Source organism: Frankia sp. CcCS3 (genome assembly GCF_977927575.1).
On the sequence record NZ_CDWRCL010000261.1, the window covers coordinates 1 to 5,268 of the forward strand.

Here is a 5,268-nt window from a genome sequence, read left to right on the forward strand (position 1 = left end):
TGTAGTGGGTGCCGGTGTTCTTCCGCAGCGGCGACTCGGTGACGTACAGCCCGTCCTCCAGAACCACGACGGGCTGGCCGCGCAGGTCCGTGCGCAGCAGGCCGTGGAACGGCAGCAGCCGCTCGGCGGTCGGGTAGTCGCCGCGGGTCACGGCGAGCAGGGCCTTGCGGGCCTCCTCCCGCTCGCCGGCCTCCAGCGGAACGAGTCGGCGCTCGACCGCCTTCGGCGCGCCGATCCCGCTGGCGGCGAACCTCTCGGCGAGCGCGGCGGCGAGCAGCGGGCGGCCCCGGTGACGCGAGGCGAGCTCCTCCAGCTCGGACAGCTTCGCCTCGGCCTCCAGCCCCTCCCGGCCGACCAGGCCGACGACCACCTCCGCGGCCGGGGCGCGTTCGGCGTCGTAGGAGAGCAGACCCTCGTAGACGTAACCGATCTGCTCGACGTCCAGCGAGCGGAAGCTCAGCGTCCGCCGCTCCCGGGACTTCCCGCTGCCGACCTGGATGTACTGGACGGCACGCAGCATGTGCAGCACCGTGCGGTCGTCCACCCCGAGCGGCAGCCACGGATGGGCGGCCGGGTCGAACAGCGACCCGGCGTAGGCATGCATGCGCAGCCGGGAATGATCGACCCCCGCGTACACGGCGGTGAACAGGGCGCGCAGCCGGTGCCAGGCCGCCGTCGGCTGCTCCAGGTCGTCCTCGGTCGCGCCGTCGTAAAGCTGCTGTTCCAGCTCGGCGCACAGCCGGCCGGCGGAGTAGGTGCTCGCGTACAGGTCGTTGCCGGCGGGCAGCAGGCCGCGTTCCTCGGCGTAGAGCAGGAAGACGATGCGCATCATCACCGCGACCGCGCCCCGGTAGACGTCGTGCGCGTCGACGTCGCGCAGCCCGGCGCCACCCCGGTCCCGCTCGGCGACGTGCCAGCGGCCGAAGGCGGCGACGAGCAGCTCCACGGCCTGGCGGACCTGGACGCCGAGCGCCTCGGTGATCTCCTCCTGGCTGCCGAGGCTCGCCTTCAGCAACGGGACCAGCGTCTCGTCGTCGGGCACGCCGAAGAAGCGCCGCCGGCACAGCAGCGACACGAACGCCCGCACGACGTCGCGCTCGGCCGCCTCCGGCCAGGACACCGCGTCGAACACCGCCGTCGACGTCACCCCGCCGCGCGGCGCCCAGACCAGCGCCCACTGCCGGCCGTTCGTCACCAGCGCGAGCTCGATCCCGTGATGCCGGCAGGCGATCGCCGCCCGGTCCACCGGCGTAGCCGCCCAGGCCTGCCCGGCGATCCGCGCCGTCGGGGACTGTGACGGCGCGACGACCAGACCGAGCACGCGGACCGCGTCCGGTTTCACCTCGGACGGCCTCGCGGCCACCGTGTCCGGATCGACGAGGACGAAGGACGGCACGATGCGCGCGTCGTGCTCGCCGACGTCGACGGTGAACGAGCGCAGCGCGCCGTCCGCGCCGTCCGTGTCATCCGTGTCATCTGTGTCATCTGTGTCATCTGTGTCATCTGTGTCATCGGGCAGGATGAGCGTGTTCCCCCAGCCGAGTAGCTCGCCGAGGACGAAACGCACCCAGGCCGCCTGGCCGCCAGCGGGATCGTCCAGCCAGGCGGTGTGCTCCCGGCGAGGCGTTCCCGGGTCTTCTTCTCCAGCGGGTCGAGCGTCGGCCAGACCCGCCGGAGCACGGGCAGGCTGAGGAACGGCCCGCTGACCTCGATGAGGCTCAGCCATTCGCGGTGCTGCGCGGAGCCGTCCGGCGCGGGCGGCCGGCGCCGACCCCCACCGCCACCGCTGCCCCCGCCGCCACCGCTGCGACCTCCGGGGATGCCCCGGCCCCGCGTGGTGGCACCCACGGTGCTCATCGCGCCTCCTCCGCTGCCGGCACGACCAGGACGACCGCGACGGGGAACTGGTGCTGCCTCGGGTCACGGTATCGCTGCGCGATCACGTCGAGCTCCCGTCGCCGTTCCTGGTCCAGCCGGTCGAGCCGGTCCTGCCACGCCTGCCGGTCCTTGCGGTACTGGGCCAGCTCCTCGCGGCCCCTGGCGATCTCGAACCGGCTGAACAGGGCGTCCTCGTCGTTCTCCGGATCCTCGATCGCACCGCGCAGCGTCGCGGCGAACTGATCGAGGATAGTGGTGATCCGATTCTCCTCGGCAGCCCGGCGCTGGCCGAGGATGCGGGTCAGCGACTCCTGGCGGGTCCTCGTCCGCCACTCCAGAGCGGAGAGCACCCCGGGCCGCACCGCCGGCCATCGCTCGGCGAGCCGCTCCCGTGTCTCCCCGGAGACGGGCCGGCCGGCGGCGAGCGCGGTACCGACGAGATCGCCGAGGACCGTCAGGTTCTCCAGGCGGCGGAACCGCCCGGTCGCCGGCGCCCAGCCGCCCGCGTACAGGACCTCCTCGTGCAGCCGGACGCCGTCCGCGCCCACCAGCACGAACCGGGAGAACGCGCCGATCAGCACCTCCTCGCAGCGCGGATCGTCCGAGCGCACGGCGGTGACCCGGTGCAGCCCGACGTCGGCGTTGGAGACGGCGCCCCGCAGCAGCCTTGTCGACATGTCGACGAGGCGGTGGCCGAGGTGCGCGAGCACGACGTCGTCGCGGTCCTTCGCCACGGCCGGGTCGAAGGTGATCGGCCGCTGGCGCGGCGGCGTGCCCGGGGGAAGGTCCTCACGGCGCAGCTTCTCGGTGAGCCCCGCGGAGGCGCGCTGCCACGAGCCGGTGAGCGTCGGCACCGTGAACAGTCCCTCGGCGTGCTCCTTCTCATCGACGTACGGGGTGAGTGCCTGTTGGCGGGCGAGGCTCAGCGCCGTGCCGACGACGCGGCGCAGCGCCGCCGGGGTGATGCCGAGCTCGCGGACCGTGTCGTCGAAGTTCGCCCGCAGCCGGCGCACCTGCTCGCGCACGTTCTCCGCGACCGGGACGGTGCCCCCGGCGGCCACGGAGCCGCCCGGACCGACGTCGAGGTCGTCGGGACCGACGTCGATCCGCTCCCCCAGCATCCGACGCTGCACCCGATCGGAGAGCACCGCGTTGACCGACCCGAGGTCGGCCTTCATCTGCGCGACCTTCTTCACCACCCGCGACAGGAACTCCAGGTCGGCCTCAAAGGAGTCGACGGTGCCCGACCAGCCGGAGCCGACGAAGTGCCGGATCTCCGGGGAGCGGCGCTGCCCGTACCGGTCGATGCGGCCGATCCGCTGCTCCAACTTATTCGGGTTGAACAGGATATCGTAGTTGACCAGCCGGTGGCAGTGATTCTGCAGGTCGATGCCCTCACTCGCCGCATCGGTGGCGAGCAGGACCCGCATCGGATGCTCGCTCGGTTCGGCCTGGAAGGCGAGCCGCAGCTGCTCGCGCTCGTCGACGGACAGCCCGCCGTGCAACAGGCCGAGCCGCTCCCCGGCGAGCCCCTCCTGGCGCAGCAGTCCGGCGAGCCAGATCTGCGTGTCGCGGTACTCGGTGAACACGACGACCCGCTCGTCGAACCAGTGCCGCCCGTCCGGCCGGCACACCGCGTTCAGATAATCGAGCAGCGCGCGGGCCTTGGCGTCCGGCTCGGCCTCGTAGGCGTCCGCCCAGCGCCGCATCCGGTCCAGCAGCTCGATCTCGCCGTCGGTGGGATCGAGTTGCATCGGCCCGATCCGGCCGAGGGCGTCGTCCTCGGCGTCGGCGAGCTGCTCGTCGTCCAGGGTCGCGACGTCGTCGAAGTAGTCCTCCATCCACGGCTCGGGCATCCATGGCCCAGGCGCCCCCGGCCCGGCCTCGTCCGCGAGGCGGGACGCGTGGGCCGGGCGCCCGTGCCGGGACACGAGGGTCTCCCGGTAGACGCCCACGGTGTGGCCGAACGCCGCCGGGGAGGAGAACAACCGCTTCTTCAACAGCAGGGTCACCAGGTCGGTCGCCTTGCGGCCGCGCGGCGAATCCAGCCGGGCCCGGCGCAGTGCGGCAAACTCCTTGAGCAGGCCGTGGATCTCCCGTTCGCCGTCCGGGTAGACCACCGGCATGTCGATCGAGCGGCGCCGGTGGAACCGCGGGGTGCCGTCCGCGTTCTCGATGCTGCTTTTCAACCGGCGGACCACGACCTCGTCCACGGCCGTCCGGTCCGGCTCGACGCCCCGGGCGAACCGCTGGTCGTCGAGGATCTCCAGCAGCGCGGTGAACGAGGCGAGGTAGCCGTTGTGCGGGGTGGCGGACAGGAACAGCCGGTGGGTGAAGTGCGGCGCGAGCCGGCGGATCAGCTTGGTCTGCTGGGAGTCGACGGCGTAGACCTGCCTGGGCGCGGCCGGGGCGATGTGATGGGCCTCGTCGAGAATGAGCAGATCGAAGGTCCGCGGGTAGGTCGGCTGACCATCGCCGGGCAGCACCTCGTCGAGCAGCCGCTGCGCCTTCGGGCCACGCAGCCAGGGCAGGCTGACGATCGTCAGCGGGTAGACCTCGAACGGGTTCGCCCCGCTACCGTGCGAGCGACGGACCGCCGCGCAGCGCTCCGCGTCAATGATCGTGAAATCGCGGCCAAACTTCTCGGCCATCTCGTCACGCCATTTCAGGGTGAGCCCGGCCGGACGGACAATCATGATGCGGCGCGCCCGGTGCCGCAGCAGCAGCTCCTCGGCGACCAGCCCGGCCTCGATGGTCTTACCGAGGCCGACATCGTCGGCGAGCAGGAGGTTCACCCGGGGCGCCGCAAGGGCGCGCGCCACCGGCTCGAGCTGGTAGTCCTCGACGGCCACCCCCGAGCGGAACGGAGCCTGCAGCCGCCGGGCGTCCGCGGAGGTCACCGCCGACCAGCGCACCGCGTCGAGGAAGGCGGCCAGCCGGCCCGGTGGGTCGAAGCCGCCTTGGGTGACGTCGGGCAGCGAACCACTGGGCAGGACCCGCCGGCCCGGCTCGACCTCCCAGATCACCTCGACGGTGTGGCCGTAGCGACCGTCCTCCACACTCTGGAGGGTGACCAACGTGCTCGTGCTCGGCGCCCCGTCGGCGGCCGGTCCGTCGATGTCCGCGACCACCCACTTCTGACCACGGACCTCCACCAGCGCGCCGATGTCGGGACGCTCGTCAGATGCCGGCACCCCCGGACCCGGCCCCGTCCCGCCCATGGCCTGCTGGCGGACGCGGCGTGCTGACGGAGCACGTTCGGTCGTCGAACTCGGCACCTGATACCCCCCTTGGTGAACAGCCCAACCAGTCTGGCAGGACGCCGGGCGACCGATTCCCGGCCCGGTGGCACCGTGCCGGCTCTCTTCGGTCCCCATCTCAGGCCCAGGG

The 5,268-nt window shown here is 72.5% G+C and carries 1 protein-coding gene and 1 pseudogene; both read right to left on the minus strand.

Annotation, left to right across the window (positions count from 1 at the left end; all coding sequences use genetic code 11):
* Positions 1-1,567: pseudogene (locus tag AC08OQ_RS17485) on the minus strand (Eco57I restriction-modification methylase domain-containing protein); the annotation flags it as partial.
* 286 nt (positions 1,568-1,853) lie between these two features.
* A complete protein-coding gene (drmD, locus tag AC08OQ_RS17490) occupies positions 1,854-5,156 on the minus strand; it encodes a DISARM system SNF2-like helicase DrmD (RefSeq protein ID WP_476602009.1) in 3,303 nt (1,100 codons plus the stop codon).
* Positions 5,157-5,268: the final 112 nt, after the last annotated feature.